This is a genomic window from Nonomuraea aurantiaca (genome assembly GCF_020215705.1).
GTDB classification, from domain to species: Bacteria; Actinomycetota; Actinomycetes; order Streptosporangiales; family Streptosporangiaceae; genus Nonomuraea; species Nonomuraea aurantiaca.
Window position 1 is genome coordinate 92,860 of record NZ_JAIWNB010000029.1, and the last position, 17,225, is coordinate 110,084.

Annotated in this window: 14 protein-coding genes; 8 read left to right on the top strand and 6 right to left on the bottom strand. The window is 71.3% G+C overall.

The window, feature by feature from the left end; genetic code table 11:
- Window positions 1-4: 4 nt before the first annotated feature.
- Both LDL49_RS45055 and LDL49_RS45060 read left to right on the top strand, forming a co-directional pair.
- Entirely contained in the window at window positions 5-1,945 is a 1,941-nt protein-coding gene (locus tag LDL49_RS45055; protein ID WP_225301072.1) for an NPCBM/NEW2 domain-containing protein, read from the top strand.
- A gap of 11 nt (window positions 1,946-1,956) precedes the next feature.
- Window positions 1,957-3,561, top strand: coding sequence for a beta-N-acetylhexosaminidase (locus tag LDL49_RS45060; protein ID WP_225301073.1), 1,605 nt, complete (start codon window positions 1,957-1,959; stop codon window positions 3,559-3,561).
- On the opposite strand, the gene LDL49_RS45065 is transcribed toward LDL49_RS45060, so the two are convergent.
- The 4 genes from LDL49_RS45065 to LDL49_RS45080 form a co-directional block, all read right to left on the bottom strand.
- Window positions 3,558-4,055: a DUF2087 domain-containing protein gene (locus tag LDL49_RS45065; protein WP_225301074.1), complete on the bottom strand. Its 498-nt coding sequence runs from the start codon at window positions 4,053-4,055 to the stop codon at window positions 3,558-3,560. The two genes, LDL49_RS45060 and LDL49_RS45065, sit on opposite strands and share 4 nt — an antisense overlap.
- A gap of 173 nt (window positions 4,056-4,228) precedes the next feature.
- Complete coding sequence (locus LDL49_RS45070; RefSeq protein WP_225301105.1) at window positions 4,229-6,736, bottom strand: DEAD/DEAH box helicase; 2,508 nt, start codon at window positions 6,734-6,736, stop codon at window positions 4,229-4,231.
- 62 nt (window positions 6,737-6,798) lie between these two features.
- On the bottom strand, window positions 6,799-7,281 hold the full coding sequence (locus tag LDL49_RS45075; protein WP_308016271.1) for a GNAT family N-acetyltransferase: 483 nt from the start codon (window positions 7,279-7,281) through the stop codon (window positions 6,799-6,801).
- A 77-nt stretch (window positions 7,282-7,358) separates the two neighbouring features.
- Complete coding sequence (locus LDL49_RS45080; protein WP_225301076.1) at window positions 7,359-8,642, bottom strand: acyltransferase family protein; 1,284 nt, start codon at window positions 8,640-8,642, stop codon at window positions 7,359-7,361.
- Window positions 8,643-8,847: 205 nt separating this feature from the next.
- Between LDL49_RS45080 and LDL49_RS45085 the strand changes: the two genes are divergently transcribed.
- Complete coding sequence (locus tag LDL49_RS45085; RefSeq protein WP_225301077.1) at window positions 8,848-10,083, top strand: sensor histidine kinase; 1,236 nt, start codon at window positions 8,848-8,850, stop codon at window positions 10,081-10,083.
- Complete coding sequence (locus LDL49_RS45090) at window positions 10,074-10,721, top strand: response regulator transcription factor (RefSeq protein WP_225301078.1); 648 nt, start codon at window positions 10,074-10,076, stop codon at window positions 10,719-10,721. The genes LDL49_RS45085 and LDL49_RS45090 overlap by 10 nt, the downstream gene beginning before the upstream one ends.
- A gap of 69 nt (window positions 10,722-10,790) precedes the next feature.
- On the opposite strand, the gene mihF is transcribed toward LDL49_RS45090, so the two are convergent.
- Both mihF and LDL49_RS45100 read right to left on the bottom strand, forming a co-directional pair.
- Entirely contained in the window at window positions 10,791-11,096 is a 306-nt protein-coding gene (gene mihF / locus LDL49_RS45095) for an integration host factor, actinobacterial type (RefSeq protein WP_225301079.1), read from the bottom strand.
- Window positions 11,097-11,692: 596 nt separating this feature from the next.
- Window positions 11,693-12,997 carry an ROK family protein gene (locus tag LDL49_RS45100; protein ID WP_225301080.1) on the bottom strand — a complete coding sequence of 435 codons (1,305 nt, stop codon included), beginning with the start codon at window positions 12,995-12,997 and terminating at the stop codon, window positions 11,693-11,695.
- A gap of 35 nt (window positions 12,998-13,032) precedes the next feature.
- Between LDL49_RS45100 and LDL49_RS45105 the strand changes: the two genes are divergently transcribed.
- From LDL49_RS45105 to LDL49_RS45120, 4 genes are all read left to right on the top strand, one after another.
- On the top strand, window positions 13,033-14,238 hold the full coding sequence (locus LDL49_RS45105) for an MFS transporter (RefSeq protein ID WP_225301081.1): 1,206 nt from the start codon (window positions 13,033-13,035) through the stop codon (window positions 14,236-14,238).
- A 233-nt stretch (window positions 14,239-14,471) separates the two neighbouring features.
- Entirely contained in the window at window positions 14,472-15,500 is a 1,029-nt protein-coding gene (locus tag LDL49_RS45110; RefSeq protein WP_225301082.1) for a LacI family DNA-binding transcriptional regulator, read from the top strand.
- Window positions 15,497-16,405, top strand: coding sequence for a carbohydrate ABC transporter permease (locus LDL49_RS45115; protein ID WP_225301083.1), 909 nt, complete (start codon window positions 15,497-15,499; stop codon window positions 16,403-16,405). Before LDL49_RS45110 ends, LDL49_RS45115 begins: the two co-directional genes overlap by 4 nt.
- Window positions 16,402-17,220: a carbohydrate ABC transporter permease gene (locus LDL49_RS45120; protein ID WP_225301084.1), complete on the top strand. Its 819-nt coding sequence runs from the start codon at window positions 16,402-16,404 to the stop codon at window positions 17,218-17,220. Before LDL49_RS45115 ends, LDL49_RS45120 begins: the two co-directional genes overlap by 4 nt.
- The last annotated feature ends 5 nt before the right edge of the window (window positions 17,221-17,225 follow it).

The following is a 17,225-nucleotide window of genomic DNA, read 5'->3' on the forward strand; positions in this document are numbered from 1 at the left end:
CCCCATGCGCACAACCACGGCCGCCCTCGCGGCGGCCCTCATCGCCCTGCCCTTCGTCCCGTTACCGGGCAATGCCGACGCCGCCCCGCAAGGGCCGCCGATGGGCTGGAGCAGCCGTACGCTCGGCTGCTCGGTCTCGGAGGCGTCCGTACGGCAGGCGGCCGACGCCCTGGCCGCGCTCGCCCCGGCCGGCTACGACCACGTCATCCTGGACGACTGCTGGCTGGCCGCCCAGCGTACGGGCGGCGCCCTGGCCCCTGACGCCACCCGCTTCCCCTCCGGCGTCAAGGCGCTGGCCGACTATCTGCACGGCAAGGGGCTCAAGCTCGGCCTGAGCCTGTCGGCGGGCACCAAGGCGTGCTCCGGCGGCGGCGCCGGCTCCTACAAGAGCGAGACCGCCGACGCCGAGCAGGTCAAGGGCTGGGGCGCCGACTACGTCAAGTACGACTGGTGCAACGTCCCCGCCGCCGACTTCCCCGGTCAGAACGTCCAGCAGATCGCCCAGACCCTCTACCCGCGCATGCGCCAGGCCCTCGGCGACGCGATCGAGTTCGCCATGAACAACGAGGACGGCAGCACCGTGCCGTGGCTGTGGGGCAAGGAGGAGCAGGCCACCACCTGGCGGACCAACGTCTACAACAAGCCCCTTCCCGACAGCTATCCGACCATGGTCGACGTCTGGGAGACCAACCAGCTCAGGGTCCAGTACGCGGGCCCCGGGAGCTGGGCGGACCCCGACCTGCTCCAGGCGGGCCGGGGCGGCATGACCGACGCCGAGTACCGCACCCAGGTCAGCCTCTGGGCCGTCGGCGCCGCCCCGCTCATCCTCCAGGCCGACCCGGCCAAGGCGCCGCCGGCGATCGTCGCCAACCCCAAGGTGATCGCCGTCGACCAGGACGCGCTGGGCGTGCCGGGCCGGCTCGTGACCTCCGACGGCTGGTACCACGTGCTGTCCAAGCCCCTGGCGAACGGGGATCAGGCGATCCTGCTGTTCAACGAGAGCGACCGGGCGGCGACGATCTCCACCAGGCTGAAGCCCGCCCGCTACCGTGTCGAGGAGCTGTGGACCGGCGCGGTCACGACCACGGCGGGCGACCTGGCGGCCCAGGTGCCCGCCCACGGGTCCGTGCTCTACCGGGTGAGCCAGAGCCGGGAGAAGGCCCCGCCCGCCGTGCTGGTGGAGGTGGATCCGCCCGCCTTCCCGGGCGACGACCATCCGTCCGTGCTCGAACCGGGCGTGGAACGGGAGGTCGTCACCAGGGTCACCAACACCGGGGGCACGGACCGGCTGCGCGACGTCGAGGTGGCGCTGGCCGTACCCGAGGGGTGGCGGGCCAGGGCGCGTACGGCCACCAGGACCGGGCGGCTGGACGGCGGCGAGAGCTTCACCGTGAAGTGGGCGGTCACGCCGCCCGCCGGAGCGGAGCTCAGGGACTACGAGATCACGGCGACCGCCGCCAAGTCCGCCGCCACCGCCGTCGTCAAGGTCGCGCGGGCGCCCGGCTCCGGCCGGACGTACCTGAGCGACCTGCCCTGGACCCGCGTCGCCAACTACTTCGGCCCGGTCGAGAAGGACACCAGCAACGGCGACAAGGCCGCCGGAGACGGCAGGCCGATCACCATCGAGGGGGTCACGTACGCCAAGGGGCTCGGTGCTCACGCGCCCGCCGACATCGAGTTCTACACCGCCGGCCGCTGCTCGGCCGTCGAGTTCCAGGCCGGGATCGACGACGAGGTGGGCCGGGCGGGCTCGGCCGACCTCGAAGTCTGGGCCGACGGCGGCCGGGTCGCCCACTCGGGCATCGTCACCGGCGCGCAACCCGCCAGGAAGGTCACCGCGTCCGTGACGGGCGCCACGTACGTCCGGCTGGTCGCGACCAACGGCGGCGACAACGCCACCTCCGACCACGCCGACTTCGCCGACGCCTCCATAACCTGCCAATAGGAAGAGAGCTCATGATCGTTCCCAAGCCCGTCCGGTACGAGATCCGGCAGGGGCGGTTCGTCCTCGATCGGGAGACCTCGGTGACGGCGCCGCCGCCGCTGGGCGAGGTCGCCTCCTGGCTGCGGGGCGAGCTGAGCCCGGTCGTCGGCGGGGAGCTGCTGCCGGGGCCGGGCTCGGGAACGATCACGCTCGGGCTCCGCGACGACCTGCCGCCCGAGGCGTACCGGCTGAGTGTGGCCGACGACGGCGTCATGATCGAGGGCGGTGGTCCGGCGGGGGTGTTCTACGGCGCGCAGAGCCTGCGGCAGCTGCTCCCGCCCGCCGCGTTCAGGAAGGCGTCGGCGGGCGGGCCGCTGGTGCTGCCCGCCGTCCTGATCGAGGACGAGCCGAGGTTCGGGTGGCGCGGCTGCATCCTCGACGTCGCCCGGCATTTCCTGGTCAAGCATGAGGTGCTGCGCTTCATCGACCTGATGGCCCTGCACAAGCTCAACGTGCTGCACCTGCACCTCACCGACGACCAGGGCTGGCGCGTCGAGATCAAGCGCTATCCCCGGCTGACCGAGGTCGGCGCCTGGCGCAAGGAGAGCCAGACCGGCTGGAACGGCGCCATGGACGGCCGCCCGCACGGCGGCTGCTACACGCAGGACGACATCCGGGAGATCGTGGCCTACGCGGCGCGCCGGCACGTCACCGTCGTGCCCGAGATCGACCTGCCCGGCCACACCCAGGCCGCCATCGCCGCCCACCCCGAGCTGGGCAACCTCGACACCCCGCTGGAGGTGCGCACCACCTGGGGCGTCGGGGTGAACGTGCTGAACGTCGAGGAGAGCACGATCACCTTCTTCCAGAACGTCTTCGACGAGGTGCTGGAGCTGTTCCCGAGCCCGTACGTGTGCGTCGGCGGCGACGAGTGCCGCAAGGACCAGTGGCGCGACAGCCCCGCCGCGCGGCGCCGCATCCGCGAGCTCGGGCTGCGGGACGAGGAGGAGCTGCAGAGCTGGTTCATCCGCCGCTTCGACGACTACCTGGCCGAGCGCGGCCGCCGGCTGGTGGGCTGGGACGAGATCCTGGAAGGCGGTCTCGCGCCGGGCGCCGTGGTGGCCTCCTGGCGCGGCGACCTCGGGGCGGTGTCGGCGGCCCGCGCCGGGCACGACGTGATCACCTGTCCCAACACCTCCGTGTACTTCGACTACCGGCAGGGGCCGGGGGAGGACGAGCCGGTGCCGTTCGGGACCGTGCTGACGCTGGAGGACGTGTATGCGTTCGAGCCGGTTCCGGAGGAGTTGCGCGACGATCCGGCCGGGGCGCGGGTCCTCGGGTCGCAGTGCGGTCTGTGGAGTGAGCTGATCGACTCCAACCGGCGCATGGACTACATGGCCTTCCCGAGGGTGGCGGCGTTCGCGGAGACGGTGTGGAGCCCGCCCGGCCGGGACCTGGCCGACTTCCGCCTGCGGCTGGCGGCCCACCTGCCACGGCTGTCGGCGATCGGGGTGGAGTACCGGCCGGAGGCGGGGCCGCTGCCCTGGCAGACCATGCCCGGCGTCCCCGGCCGCCCGGAGGACCACGCGCGGTGGCAGGCCAAGATCGACGCCTGGACGAGCAACCTCCGGAGTTAAAGCTCCACCGGCCCGCCGCTGCGCCAGTAGACGTTGTCGTGCCTCGACAGCAGGTCCTCGTCCACCAGGTAGCGGCGCAACGCCGCGTAGTCATCGTGGAAGGCCCGCAGCGCCACGTTCACGTCCTTCTCCGGATAGCGCACGCCGGGCTCGAACACCCGCGAGATGTAGCGCAGCACCACGAGCCGCTTGTCCCGTTTCGTGGGCATGGTCGCCAGCCGCCCGTCCACCAGGAACGTCCGGAGCAGCCGTTCCTCGGCGCCGACCGCGTCCGAGGGCTCAGCGGCCCGCGCCCGGAGCAGCTCGCGGAACTTCTCCGGCGCCGCCCGCCACGCGCCGTCCTCGCCGCGCACGGCCAGCCCACCGGCGGCCAGCCGGGCGAGGACCTTCGGCGACAGCCCGTCGGTGACACCGAGGACCAGCGAGGCGAACGCCCGGAGCGTGTCGTCCTGGGCGAGCAGACCGAGCACTCGTCGGTTCTCTTCATCGCTCATTCGGATATTTTGTCCCATGATCGCCGGATCGATGCCTGCGCTGGAACCCTCGCCGAATGTCCCGATCTTGAGACATTGTCATGACCTTATGACGAACTTGTCTATCGGAGACTTGAGGAACGGGCGTGTGCCGGAGCGCCCTTGCCAGTCCGCTCCGGCACACGGCTATCTCGTCAGAGCCGGTTGAGCCCCTGTACGTGCACCACCGCGCGGCCCTCCTCATCGGAGGCGGCCAGGTCGATCTGCGCGTCGATGCCCCAGTCGCCGTCACCCGCCGGGTCCTTGACGGTCTGGCGCACCTTCCACAGCCCGCTCTCCTCCTCGATGCGCAGCAGCGCGGGACCCCGCGCGTCGGCATCGGTGAAGATCTCCTCGTGCTCGGCGTAGTAGGCGTCGAGCGCCGCGCCCCAGTCGACGTCGGGCGCCAGCTCCGCCAGCTCGTCCTCCTTCTCGATGGCGCAGAGCTCGACCAGGCGGAACATCGCGTTGCGCACCAGCACCCGGAACGCCCGCGTGTTGGCGGTGACCGGGCGGACCTTGGCCTCCAGCTGCTCCTGGCGCTCCAGCGCCTCCCCGGGGTTGGCCAGCTGCTCCCACTCGTCGATCAGCGACGAGTCGACCTGCCTGACCAGCTCGCCCAGCCACTCGATCAGGTCGATCAGGTCCTCGGTCTTGAGGTGCTCGGGGACCGTGCGCGACAGCGTCCGGTAGGCGTCGGCCAGGTAGCGCAGCACCGTGCCCTCCGACCTGGCCAGCTCGTAGAACTGGATGTAGTCGGCGAACGTCATCGCCCGCTCGTACATGTCGCGCACCACGCTCTTCGGGCTGACCGTGTAGTCGCCCACCCACGGATGCCCGTGCCGGTAGGTCTCATAGGCCCCGAGCAGCAGATCGTCCAGCGGCATCGGATACATGACCTCGGCCAGCTGCTCCATCCGCTCCTCGTACTCGATGCCGTCGGCCTTCATCTGCGCGACCGCCTCGCCCCTGGCCTTCTTCAGCTGGGCCGACAGGATCTGGCGCGGATCGTCGAGGATGGACTCCACGATCGACACCATGTCGAGGGCGTAGCTCGGCGAGTCGTGGTCGAGCAGGTCGAAGGCGGCCAGCGCGAAGGTGGACAGCGCCTGATTGAGCGCGAAGTCCTCTTGCAGGTCGATCGTCAGCCTGGCCCGCCTGCCCTGCTCGTCGGCCTCCCTGAGCTGCTCCACGATGCCGCCCGCGAGCAGCGACCGGTAGATGGCGATGGCCTGGCTGATGTGCCGCCGCTGCCACTTGCGGTCCTCGTGGTTGTCGGTGAGCAGGTGCTTCATCGCCTGGAAGCAGTCGCCGGGCCGGTTGATGACCGCGAGCAGCATGGCGTTGGTGACCTTGAACCGGGAGTTGAGCGGCTCGGGCTCGGCGGTCTGCAGCTTCTCGAACGTCTCCTCGCTCCAGCCGACGAAGCCCTCCGGCGGCTTCTTGCGGGCGTAGCCGCGCCGCCGCTTCGGGTCGTCGCCGATCTTCGCCAGCGCCTTGGCGTTCTCGATGTCGTGCTCGGGCGCCTGGCAGGCGACATAGCCGATGGTGTCGAAGCCGGCCCTCCCGGCCCGGCCGGCGATCTGGTGGAACTCGCGGGCGCGCAGGCGGCGCACCTTGTTGCCGTCGTACTTGGACAGCGCGGTGAACAGCACGGTCCGGATCGGCACGTTGACGCCGACGCCGAGGGTGTCGGTGCCGCAGATGACCTTCAGCAGGCCGGCCTGGGCCAGCCGCTCCACCAGCCGCCGGTATTTGGGCAGCATCCCGGCGTGGTGGACGCCGATGCCGTGGCGTACGAGGCGGGACAGGGCGCGGCCGAACCGGGTGGTGAAGCGGAAGCCGCCGATCAGCGTGGCGATGGCCTCCTTCTCGGCCTTCGTCGACATGTTGATGGACATCAGGGACTGCGCCCGCTCCATGGCGGCGGCCTGGGTGAAGTGCACGACATAGACCGGAGCCTGGCCGGTGCGGAGCATCTCCTCCAGCGTCTCGTGGAGGGGCGTCATCCGGTAGGAGTAGATCAGCGGCACCGGCCGCTCGGTGTGCTTGACGACCGAGGTGGGCCGGCCGGTGCGCCGGGTCAGATCGCGCTCGAACATCGAGACGTCGCCGAGTGTGGCCGACATCAGGATGAACTGGACGTTCGGCAGCTCCAGCAGCGGCACCTGCCACGCCCAGCCCCGGTCGGGCTCGGCGTAGAAGTGGAACTCGTCCATGACGACCTGGCCGATGTCGGCCGCCGCGCCGTCGCGCAGCGCGACGTTGGCCAGGATCTCGGCCGTGCAGCAGATGATCGGGGCGCCCGGGTTGACGCTGGCGTCGCCGGTCATCATGCCGACGTTCTCGGTGCCGAAGACGGAGACGAGGTCGAAGAACTTCTCCGACACCAGCGCCTTGATCGGCGCGGTGTAGAAGGTGCGTACGTCCCTGGTCAGCGCGGCGAAGTGGGCGCCCGCCGCGACCAGGCTCTTTCCGGAGCCCGTCGGGGTGGACAGGATCACGTTGCTCCCGGAGACGACTTCGATGAGCGCCTCCTCCTGGGCGGGATAGAGCGTGAGCCCCCGTTCGGAGTTCCAGGAGACGAACGCGTCGAAAATAGCGTCCGGGTCGGCGTCGATCTCTTCCGGCAGTCGGTCAACGAGGAGGCTCACACCCTCTATCCTGCCGAAGTTTGCCGAATGCTCGAACCCGAGCCGGCCCGCCGGCCCGCGATTCCCGCGGGTTACGGGAGTTCGAGCTGGTAAAGGATGGTGTCGATCCATCGCCCGTGCTTGAAACCGACCGACTTCAGCCGGCCCGCCTCCGCGAATCCGAACGCCGCGTGCAGCTTCAGCGAGGCCGGGTCACCGCCGTCGGCGATCACCGCGATCATCTGCCGGGCGCCGCTCTCGCCGGTGCGGGCGATCAGCTCGCCGAGCAGCCGGCGTCCCAGCCCGCGCCCGGTCGCCTCCGGCGAGAGGTAGATCGTGTCCTCCACGGTGTGCCGGTAGGCCGGCTTGGGGCGGTAGCGCCCGCAGTAGGCGAACCCCAGCACCCGGCCGCCCTCCTCCTTGGCCACCAGGAACGGCAGGCCCGCCTCGGCGATCGCCGCCGCCTTCAGCCGCCACGCCGCCACGTCGAGGGGCGTCTCGTCGAAGGTGGCCACCGACTCCGTCACATAGTGCGCGTAGATCTCGGCGACGGCGGGCAGGTCAGTCTCGGACACAGGCTGGATGAGCGTCATAGAACCGCATTCTTAGACGATTCGTGTGACCATCATGTTTCCGCATCCTCACCCGCGCGTCACACGCGGGCCTTCGGGCCGGTGAGCAGCAGCCCGCCCACGATCGCCAGGGCCGCCAGGAACGGCGTGTTACCGGGCGCGAACCCCGCTGCGGTCAGCCCCAGCAGCCCGCCGCCGACCAGCCCCGCCGAGGTGAGCGCGCCGCGCCAGGTGGCCTTCCCGTACGGCAGGGCGGGCGGCTCCTCGAACCGGGAGAAGCCCTTCAGCAGCGGCCACATCACCAGGCAGAGCGCCCCGAACCAGATCGGCCACCCGGCGAACCAGGCCAGGCCGCCCGGCGTCGGCGTGTCGATGCCGAGACCGACGACCACCACGCCGGTGACCGCGAACAGCGCCGGCATGTGCCACAGATAGGCGGTCATGATGCGCGGCCCCGCCCAGGCGAGCAGCTTCTCGGTCCGCAGCCGCAGGATCCACGGCCGCAGCAGCGTGGCCAGCCCGATCTGGCCGATCGAGACGGCCAGCATGGCCAGCGTGGGCGGGGCCATGTTCGACACCTCGGCGCCGGGCAGGCCGATCATGCTGCCCGGGTACGGGCCGAACGCCACGAGCAGCGCCGCGGCCCCGAAGCCGCCGATCGCCATCAGGCCGGGGCGGCTCAGCCGTCCCTCGGCGTACCGGAAGCCGAGCTGGTGCACCGCCAGCCAGACGAACACGATGTTGAGGTAGCCGAGCGCGTCGACCCCGGTCGAGAACCGCGCCACGTCCGTCAGCACCGCTCCGGCCGCCAGCACGGCGGGGACGCGCAGGCCGTACCGGTCGTGCAGGCTCATCATGTACGGCGTGGCCGTGACCGCGATCACGTAGACGGCGAGGAACCACAGGAGCTGCCCGGTGAGCTGCGCGCCCACCTGCAGCGGCTGCGCGGGCACGCCCAGCGTGAGCAGCAACTGGGGGAGCGGGATCCAGACCGCGGCCAGCGGCAGCAGCGGCCAGGCCAGCCGGCGCAGCCGGGTGGCCAGCCACTGCGGCCCGCCGTGCGCCGCCCGGTCGAAGCTGACCGCGTTGGCGGCGCCGCCCGCGAAGAACACCAGCGGCATCACCTGGCTGACCCAGGTCACCACCCAGACACCCGGCGTCGCCAGGGCGTTGCCGGTGGTCAGGCGGGTGCCGTCGAAGGCGAGCACCGGGATCGTCCAGTGCTGCAGCACCACGAGCGCCATGCCGAACACCCGCAGGAGGTCGATGAACGGGTCCCTGACCGCCGCCCGCCTCGCCGGGGCGGAGCGGACCGGTGCGGCGGCCTCAGGCAGGGCCGCCGGATGCTCGAGCAACGCGGTCATGGGGCCTCGATTCATCGTGATGGTTCATCGTGAGGTGAGGCCTCAAGACTTCCGTCGCGGGCGGGCCGGCACAGTGCCGTGAGCCGCCCTCTTGCGGGAAGATCGCACCACCATGGAAGGTAGGGCAGGCCCTACCGCCATATACCGGCGCACAGGGTCGATCCGGGCCTGGCACAGTCGTACCGTGAACGCCATGCGCTCCCTCATGAGACGTGTCCTCCTGGACACGCGCTACACGCTGGTCGGCTTCCCCACGGCCGTCATCGCCTTCGTGCTGCTGGTCGCCGGCATGGCCGTCGGCGTGGGCACGACGGTCGTATGGATCGGCGTGCCCCTTCTCGCGGGGACGCTCATGATCGCCAGGGGGTTCGCGGACGCGGAGCGCGGCTGGCTCTCCGACGTGCTCAAGCGCCCGCCGGTGCGCCCGCGCTACAAGCCCGCGCCGGCGGGCGCGGGCCGGTTCCGCCGGCTGGTGAACCCGTTGACCAGCGGGCAGTCATGGCTCGACCTGCTGCACGGGATCTTCAACTTCCCCCTCGCCATCGTGTCGTTCGTGCTGACCATGGTGTTCTGGGCGATACCGATCGCCGGGCTGAGCTACCCGCTGTGGGGCGTCATCACCTCGCGCATCCCCGGCAACGAGGAGCTGCCCCAGCTGCTCGGGTTCGAGCAGAACTACTGGGTCAACTCGGCCTTCTACCTCGTGCTCGGCCTGCTCGGCCTGCTCATCCTGCCGTTCATGGTGCGCGCCGCCGCGCTGCTGCGCGCCGGGATCGGCCGGGCGCTGCTGACCGGGGTCGCCGAGCTGCAGGAGCGCATCGACGACCTGGCCGAGGGCCGGGCCGCGGCCGTCTCCGCCGAGGCCAACGCGCTGCGCAAGCTGGAGCGCGACATCCACGACGGGCCGCAGCAGCGGCTGGTCTCGCTGGCCATGGAGCTGTCCAGGGCGCAGCGGCAGATGCAGCGGGACCCCGACGCCGCGCAGGCCACGATCAGCTCGGCGATCACCGCCACCCGCGAGACGCTCGACGAGCTGCGCGCCCTGTCACGCGGCATCGCGCCGCCCATCCTGTCGGACCGCGGCCTCGCCCCGGCCCTGGCCGCCCTCGCCGGACGCTGCACCATCCCGGTCGACCTCGACGTGCAGACCGTCCGGCGCTACCAGGCCTCCGTCGAGAACGCCATCTACTACGTCGTCGCCGAGACGCTCACGAACGTCGCCAAGCACAGCCGCGCCACCGTCTGCACGATCCAGCTCGTCCACATCGGTGACATTCTCATGCTCACCATCGGGGATGATGGGGTCGGCGGCGCGCACGTCGCCAAGGGACATGGTCTCGCCGGTCTGGCCGACCGGCTCCGCGCGGTCGACGGGGAGCTGGCCGTGCAGTCACCGGACGGCGGGCCGACGGTGATCGTGGCGGAGGTGCCGTGCGGGTAGTCGTGGCCGATGACGCGGTTCTGATCAGGGAGGGCCTGGTCAGATTGTTGGAGGAGTTCGGCTGCGAGGTGGTCGCGACGGCGGGTGACGGCGACGGTCTCGTCGAGGCGGTGGCCGAGCATCGGCCGGACGTGTCCGTGGTCGACGTGCGGATGCCGCCGTCGTTCACCGACGAGGGGCTCAGGGCCGCCGTGGAGGCGCGCCGCCGGGTTCCGGGGGCGCCGGTGCTGATCCTCTCGCAGTACGTCGAGGTCTCCTACGCCGACGACCTGCTCGCCGATGCCCGGGGCGCGGTGGGCTACCTGCTGAAGGACCGGGTCGTGGACGTGGACGAGTTCATGGAGGGCCTGCGGCGGGTCGCCGCGGGCGGGACCGTGTTCGATCCTCAGGTGGTGTCCCAGTTGATGGTGCGCAGGCGCAGGGACGACCCGTTGGCGCAGCTGACGCCGCGGGAGCGGGAAGTGCTCGGGCTGATGGCCGAGGGCAAGTCCAATCCGGCCATCGGCAGGCAGCTGGTCATCAGCGACGGGGCCGTGGAGAAGCACATCAGGAGCATCTTCAGCAAGCTCGGACTCTACGCCGACGACAGCGATCAGCATCGGCGCGTGCTGGCCGTCCTCGCCTATCTGCGGTCCTGACCCGCCCTGAACACCTTCGGGCGCCGGCCGGTCCGCGCGGCGTTCCGCGCGGACCTGGCCGCCCGGTGGTCAGCCGAGCGCGTCGACCAGCTTCTTGCGCTGCTGGGCGCCCAGGCCGCCGAGGCGGCGCTTCTCGTCGACGCCGGCCTCCTCCATGAGCGCGGTGGCCTTGGCCGGGCCGACGCCCTTGACGGCGCGCAGGGCCTGCGACACCTTGATCTTCTTGGCGATGTCGTCGTCGCGCTCCAGCAGCTGCGCGAAGGTCAGCTCACCGGCCTTGACCTTGCCCAGCAGGGCGGTGCGGGCCGCGCGTGCCTCCGCGGCCTTCTCCAGAGCCGCCTTGCGCTGCTCGGGGGTGAGAGTCGGAAGTGCCATCTCGGTTCTCCTCGGGGAGTTTGGGGTCGGGGATTCCTGTAACCCGTAGTGCAGTGGCTAATCATGGCGGATACCAGCGGTTCGTGTTGCGAAAAGCGCCCGCTCAGCGGGTGCGCCACGCCGAAACGGCCGTCTTGGCGCCCGCCGCCTCCCGCGCGAGCGTGCCTCCGCTGACGCCCATGCCGCCGCCCACGAGGTTCTCCTCACCGTAGCCCGCCTACCCGGCGACACCGCCTCTGAGGCCCGCGAAACGGCCTCCGACCAGGTCATGGAGGTCGCCGGCCGGGCACCGCCCGCCTGGCCGGGCCGCCGGGCGGCGGGCGATCTCGCGCCTTCCGGGACGCCGGATCCGCGAGATCACGGCTCGGGTGGGCGGTTTCCGCCCTTGCGCGTGGTATCCGTCACATTCGGCATTCGGGCGTGTCGCGAGCACCTCGATCGGTCCGGCAACGCTTCGGTGAGGTGGGGTTGTTGCAGGTCAGGGGGTATGCGTGCGTACCATGACGACATGGGGGTGCTCTTCGGGGGAAGGAGCAGGATGCTGGATCAAGGCTGCCCCGCGCTTCACGGGGCCGAGCTCGATCCGCAGGTCTTCGTCACGTGCCGCCGCGCCAGGATTCGACGCCGGAGACGGTGAGGAACATGTCGAACACCGACTCCATGGCGCCGACCAGCGGACCCTGCCAGCCCAGGGCCGAGGGGGCGATCACGGGCGGCCGTTCGTGGCGGATCGTCATCAGACCGCGGCCGAACGAGTCCATGAGGGTGGGCAGGGCGCGGTCGTACAGGTCGACGCCCAGGCCGGACAGGGTCACGACCGCCGGATCGTGCGCGTTCACCAGTGCCGCCAGTCCCCGGCCCAGCGCCTGCGCGTTCGTCCTGACCGCGCGCAGCGCCGCCCCGCCGCCCGTGTGGTCATGCGGGCTCGGAACCTGGCCGCCGCCCGTCGCGTCGCCTGTGCCGCCGCCGGTCCCGCTGCCCGTCCCGCCTCTCGCTCCGCTGCCTGCTTCTGCGCCTGCTTCGGCGGTGGCGAGGATGCGGCGGGCGTCGTCGCGGCCCTGGCCGCCGCCGTACGCCAGGCCCATGTGGCGCAGGAGCGCGTTCGCCCCCACCTCCATTCCCCAGCAGCCGTGCGCGCCGCACATGCAGGGCGCGTCGCCGCCCGTGAGCGGCATGTGGCCGAACTCCGCGCCCATCCCGCCGGCCCCTTCCAGCGGGCGCCCGTCCACCACGAGCACGCCGCCGAGGTCGAAGTCCACGTGGACGTGCAGCCCCACCCCGATCCCGCGCAAGCGTCCCCGGCGCGCCTCGGCCAAGGCCGCGAAGGCCGTGTCGTTGCCCACCCGCGGCCCGCCGCCCGGCACCGCGGCGCCGAGGCCGAGCAGGGCGGGCACGTCCACCGAGCGCCAGCGCAGGTGGGCCACGTCCACCAGGCCGCCGTCGCGCACCGGCCCCGCCACCGCCAGGCCCACCCCGATCACCCGGGACCCGAGCCGTCCGAGCTGCCCGCGCAGCACCTCACCGAGCGGCCTCAGGGCTCCCTCCGGCGTGCCGTCGTGGCGCCGTACGTCCAGGACGGAGACGCGCCCGCCCAGCTCGCAGGCCGCGACCTCCCACGAGTCCTCCCGGAGGTCCACAGCCAGCGCCAGCGGCCCCTCGGGATGCGGGCCGGGCACCTGCGTGGGCCGTCCCCTGCCGTGCGCCGCGGCCGGCTCCTCGTGCAGCAGCCGGTCGTCCGCCAGGCCGCTGACCAGCACCGATGCCGTGCCTCGGGCCAGCGCCAAGTCCTGGGTCAGACGGGATCGGGTGCGCGTCGCGCCGCAGTCGTGCACGGCCCGCAGCAGCCGCACCCGGTTGTACGCCCGCAGCCCGGCACTCGTCGTTGCCCCATTCGTCACCATTGTCGAAGCCTCATCCGGGTTATTATGCTCTAGCCGTGAACAAAATTGACGCCAGGCGCGCCCGTATCGCAGTCTTCTCCTTCTTCTTCCTCAGCGGGTTAGTGATGGGCCTGTGGGCGGCGGGGTTGCCGTCGCTCAACGACCGCCTGGATCTCGGCCCGGCTCGGCTCGGCAGCGTCCTGCTGCTGGTCTCGGGCGGCGCGCTGGTGTCGATGCTGGTGGCGGGGCCGCTGGTGGACCGGTGGTCGAGCAGGGTCGTCTGCTGGGTCGGCGGCCCGCTGTCGGCGGTCGTCCTGCTCGGACCCGCCCTGGCCTCCTCCTACCTGGCGCTGGCCATCCTGGCCGTGTTGTTCGGGATCGGCCTGGGGGTGGCCGAGGTGGCCATGAACTCCCACTCGGTCGAGGTCGAACGCGTCTACGGCCGGCCGATCATCTCGGCCTTCCACGGGACGTGGAGCCTGGGCGGCGCCGCCGGCGGCGCGCTGACCGCCGGGGCGCTGAAGGTGGGCGTGGACCCGCAGGCACTGCTGGTCGCGGCGGCGATCGTGGTGCCGTTCCTGTACGTTCCGGCGGCGCGGATGCTGCTGCCGGACCCGCCCCGGCACGTCACCCGGGACGAGAGCGCGACCGGGAGCAGCCCGCTGCGCTGGGGGCTGGTGGCCCTGCTGGGCCTGGCCGCGTTCGCCGGGCACCTGAGCGAGGGCGCCGCCATCGACTGGGCCGCCCTGCACGCCCGCTGGGTGCTGCACACCGACCCGGCCGCCGCGCCGATCGCCTACACGATCTTCGCGGTGGCCATGACGACGGTGCGGCTGCTGGGCGACCCGATCCGGGCGCGCCTCGGCTCGGTGCGCACGATCCAGCTCGCCGGCGTGCTCGCCACCTGCGGCTACGTGCTGGTCCTCGTCGCTCCGCTCACCGCCGACGCGCTCCAGGTGGTGTGCGCGTGGTCCGGCTGGGCGCTCGTGGGCGTCGGGCTGGCCACCGTGGTACCGGTGATCTTCAGCGCGGTGGGCGCGGCGGGCAGCCGGGTCGGCCGCGCGCTGGCGCTGGTGACGGCGTTCGGCTACAGCGGGCTGCTGGTGGGGCCCGCGCTGCTCGGCTATCTCGCGGAGTCCTGGACGTTGCGGTTCGCGCTGATCGTCCCGGCGCTGCTGGCCGCCGCGGTCGCCCTCGCGGGCGCTCCGGCCATCCGCGCCTTGAGCCGCGTCCCCGTACCCGTCCCGGCGGACTCGCGCTGACCTGATCCGGTACGAGCTTCCCCGACCCGGGTCCCGTCCCCGTTCCCGCCCCGTCCCGGCCTCGCCCCGCTACGAGCGCCGCCTGGCTCCGCCCGGAGCCGGGCGGCGTGCGTTGACCTCGCGTTATGTGATCGTGACTTGACCCCGTACGTAACGTGCATGTTTCATGTCCCACACACCGTAAACGTTTACAGTGACTTTACGGAACCGTTGACGCGCCTGGAGGGACAGCCTTGGCCGACGGACCCACGATCACCACGATCGCCGAGCGCGCGGGCGTCTCCATCGCCTCGGTCTCGCGGGTGCTGAACGGCCTGCCGACCAGGCAGGAGACCGTGCGCAAGGTGATGGCCGCCGCCGACGAGCTCGGTTACGTGCGCAACGCCGTGGCCAGGTCGCTCAAGTCGCGCCGCACGCACCAGGTCGCCTTCGCCATGGCCGACATCGGCAACCCGGCCTACCTGGCCATGCTGCGGGAGATCCAGCCCGTGCTCAAGGCGGCGGGCTACCGGCTGGTCCTGCACTCGACCGACGCCGTCGCCGCCGACGAGATCGACGTGCTGCACAGCCTCGGCGAGCGCTACGTCGACGGGCTGATCATGAGCCCGCTGCGCGTCACCGAGACGCACCTGCGGATGCTCGCCACCGCCAGGGCGCCGGTCGTGATCATCGGCTCGGTGCCCGACGGGACACCGGTCGACAACGTACGCGCGGACTCGCGCACCGGTGTCAGGCTCGCCATCGACCACCTGCACATGCTCGGCCGCCGCCGGATCGGCATGGTCAACGGCCCGCTCGACACCGTGCCGGGAGCCGCCCGCGGCGCCGCGTACCGGGAGGCGCTGGCGGCGGTCGGCCTGCCGTACGAGGAGAAGCTGGTGGAGATCGGCGACTTCTACCGCGCGGAGGGACGCCGCGCGGTGGAGACGCTGCTGCGGCGGGTGCCCGACATCGACGCGCTGATGTGCGCCAACGACCTGATCGCGCTGGGCGCGCTCGACGTGCTGCGCGCGGCGGGCAAGCGGGTGCCGCAGGACGTGGCGGTGGTCGGCATGGACGACACCGACCTGGCCGCCGCCTCCTGGCCGTCGCTCACCAGCGTCTCGCTGGGCTCCGCCGAACGCGGCAAGGCCGCCGCCGAGCTGCTGCTCGACCGGCTGCAACACGGCGATCGCGAGCCCCGCCTGGTCACCGTCCTGCCCCGCCTGGTGGTCCGCGCGTCCACGGCGGGCGAGGGGTCCGAGGGAGGAAGGTCTTCATGACGGCGACCGCGACCAGGCCCCCGCAGACGCGGCGCAGGCGACCCAGCGGCGTCTCGCGGCAGAACCGCGAGATGTGGGTGCTCATGCTGCCCGCGCTGGTGCCGGTCCTGCTGTTCAGCGTGGGCCCGCTGCTCTACGGCATCGGCCTGGCGTTCACCGACGCCGAGTCGGGCCGCAACCACGTCACCAGCTTCGTGGGCCTGGAGAACTTCGGCACGCTGCTGGCCGACGAGGAGTTCTGGGCGTCGATCAGGATCGGCCTGATCTGGGCGGTGTCGGTGACCGTGCTGCAGTTCCTGGCCTCCCTGGGACTGGCGCTGCTGCTCAACCAGAAGCTGTGGCTCAGGGGGCTGGCCCGGGTGCTGGCCGTGGTGCCGTGGGCGATGCCGCCCGTGGTCATCGGCCTGATGTGGCGGCTGGTCTACCACCCCGACGCCGGCATTGTGAACACCACGTTCGGCACCGACATCAACTGGCTCGCCGACTTCTCCTGGGCCCTGCCGGCCATCATCGTCATGGGCGTCTGGAGCGGCATGCCGCAGACCACGATCGTCCTGCTGGCCGGTCTGCAGGGCATCCCCAAAGAGCTCTACGAGGCGGGCGAGGTCGACGGGGCGGCCACTTGGCGGAAGTTCTGGAGCATCACGCTGCCGCAGCTGCGGCCCGTGATCGTCACCATCACCTCGCTCGACTTCGTGTGGAACGTCAACCAGTTCACCCTCGTCTACGTGCTGACGCAGGGCGGTCCCGGCGGGCGGACCAGGCTGCCGATGCTGTTCGCCTACGAGGAGGCGTTCCGCTACGGCTTCTTCGGCTACGCGGCGACCATGGGCGTCACCATCGTGATCGTCGTGCTGGGCCTGCTCGGCTTCTATCTCTGGCGGCAGATGCGGGAGGCGTCATGAAGAAGATCCCGCAGTACGCGGCGCTCCTGGCCTACATGGTCTTTCTGGCGTTCCCGCTGGTGTGGCTGCTGTCCACGGCGCTCAAGACGCCGCAGGAGATGGCCAACCTGCACCCGACGTGGATCCCTGACCGGCCGACGCTGGCCAACTTCAGCGACGCCTTCGGTGAGCAGGACCTGGTGGGAGCCGGGCTGCGCAGCCTGATCGTGGCCCTGTCCAGCTCCGTTCTGACGGTCGCCGTCTCGCTGCCCGCCTCCTACGCGCTGGCCCGCTACAAGGGCGTGCTCAAGCGGGTGGCGCTCGGGTGGGTGCTGGTCAGCCAGGTGTTCCCGTTCATCCTGATCATCATTCCGCTGTTCATGGTGCTCAAGCAGCTCGACCTGGTCAACACGCTGTTCGGGCTGGTGGTCGTGCACGTGACGTTCACGCTGCCGTTCGCGCTGTGGATGCTCCAGGGGTACGTGCGCTCCGTGCCGCGCGAGCTGGAGGAGGCCGCGGCCATGGACGGCGCGACCCGCCTGCGCTCGATCATCAGCATCGTCGCGCCGCTGCTCGCGCCGGGCGTGGTGGCGACGCTGCTCTTCTCGTTCATCTCCTCGTGGAACGAATTCCTGTTCGCGCTCGTGGTCCTCAAGGACCCCGATGTGATGACGCTGCCGCTGACGCTGGTGAGGTTCACCGGCCCTGAGGGAGTGTCGAGGCTCGGCCCGCTGGCCGCGGCGTCGCTCATGGCGACGATCCCGAGCCTGATCTTTTTCGCAATCATCCAGCGACGGCTGAGGTCCGGCCTGATGGCCGGCGCTGTGAAGGGCTAGGAGGC